Raw genomic sequence first — 1,448 nt, 5'->3', positions numbered from 1 at the left:
CTAATTTACAACTCTAAACGCCTACTTTCTTTGAATTCAGTTTAATTCTCTTGATCCTTTCCTTCAGGGCACTACCAGTCCTCTATCTAAATTTAACCCTATGTTCATTATTTTAACCCCTAAAATCCAAAAGCAAGAGCATCAAGCATATACTTACCCTTCTCCCGTCCGACTTCTTGATATATATCCAAAAGTTCTTCATAGGCAGTCTCTCCTCCTATGATATTCCAAAACTCCTGTCCCATAATTATAGCTTGATCGAAAGGCGTGTACTTCCTTGCCACTGACCATTTATAATCAGAACGATTTGGGCCGTAAGGATTGTAAGCCATAGCATAGTAAGATTGAGTATCAGGGCGATACTCTCCACACAGTAAATGAAACCTCAACAGCCGTTGAATTACCTCCAAGCATTGTCCTTTATTCGGCTTCGATCCTTTAATCTCAAAGAAAAACTTCCTGCCGTCACGGGCAAGCACGTACAAATCTGCTTTGACCGATCGCGTAACTAAATGGTTAGTTTTGGGAGCCTCAAGAACAGCTTCTATCATTTCTTCAAAAGCAGGTTTATTTGCATTTTTGTCGGCTGACTGCTCAAATAGCGCTATCTGACGCTCAATTTCATGAATAGCCTCTATTCTAACTTCGCCAGAAATTTCATAGCTTCTGCTTGCTTCTTGGTGATGTTCCAAAGCAATGAGTTTTGCACATTCTTCATATGTTGTACCTAAGCTGCTGCTGAAACCTCTTTCAAACTCGTTAATCCGCAGCAACTCTGACGGCATAATAGCAGCCTGAAACGGTTTCAATTGACCTTTGGAGGACTTGCATGATAAATATGCTGCTGGAATATCAAGTTTCGGTATTACCCTGCCTCTGTATTCATTGACAAGATTTTCGATGAAAACTTCTAAGTATGCTTTGATAATTGCGCGTGTAATTGAACTACTGTAGTTTAGACTAACCAAAGATGAGAACGGTGGCAAAAGAAGAACTAGAGCCACCGCGCTAGGAGAGAATGAGGGTGAAAAATAAAACCTATCCACTCCTTAAATGAACAGTGAACGATTAAAGGACTTTCGTCAAGCAGCATACGAGTTATTGGTGCAAGCGAAAGATGCGACATTTGAGCTGATGGATGCAGTGATGACCACTCCGAATGCGTCATGTTTAGCGGAATTTTCACTAAATCCATTATTCAAGCGTCAATGGCCAAGCATCTATGAAGCATTACAAGACTGTAGACCAGACCGAAAAAAACTGATGGAGTTGTATCTGGAGCAATTACAGAAAGAAGCACCCCCAACAGAACACATATTAGTAGCAATCGACCACACTGCATGGGCTCGACGAGATGCCAAAACATTAAAAGACTGTAGTTTAGACTAACTAAAGATGAGAACGGTGGCAAAAGAAGAACTAGAGCCACCGCGCCGGGAGAGAATGAG

2 protein-coding genes are annotated in these 1,448 nt (G+C 41.3%); one reads left to right on the top strand and one right to left on the bottom strand.

Translation table 11 applies throughout. From position 1 onward, the window contains the following. Nucleotides 1-119: 119 nt before the first annotated feature. Nucleotides 120-1,004 (bottom strand): TdeIII family type II restriction endonuclease, encoded by an 885-nt coding sequence (locus tag QUB66_RS29640; protein WP_332970807.1) that lies wholly within the window; start codon nt 1,002-1,004, stop codon nt 120-122. A 49-nt stretch (nt 1,005-1,053) separates the two neighbouring features. On the opposite strand from QUB66_RS29640, the gene QUB66_RS29635 reads away from it, so the two are divergent. Further along, nucleotides 1,054-1,389, top strand: a complete 336-nt coding sequence (locus tag QUB66_RS29635; protein WP_332970808.1) for a hypothetical protein — start codon at nt 1,054-1,056, stop codon at nt 1,387-1,389. Nucleotides 1,390-1,448 lie beyond the last annotated feature (59 nt).

This window comes from Microcoleus sp. A2-C3 (assembly GCF_036706065.1).
Classification (GTDB): domain Bacteria; phylum Cyanobacteriota; class Cyanobacteriia; order Cyanobacteriales; family Microcoleaceae; genus Microcoleus.
Note: the sequence above shows the minus strand (reverse complement) of the source record. Positions and strands in the feature narration are given on the sequence as shown.

Coding starts and splice junctions, on each gene's coding strand:
- QUB66_RS29635 (WP_332970808.1), top strand. CDS start 1,054: ATGAACAGTGAACGATTAAAGGACTTTCGTCAAGCAGCATACGAGTTA.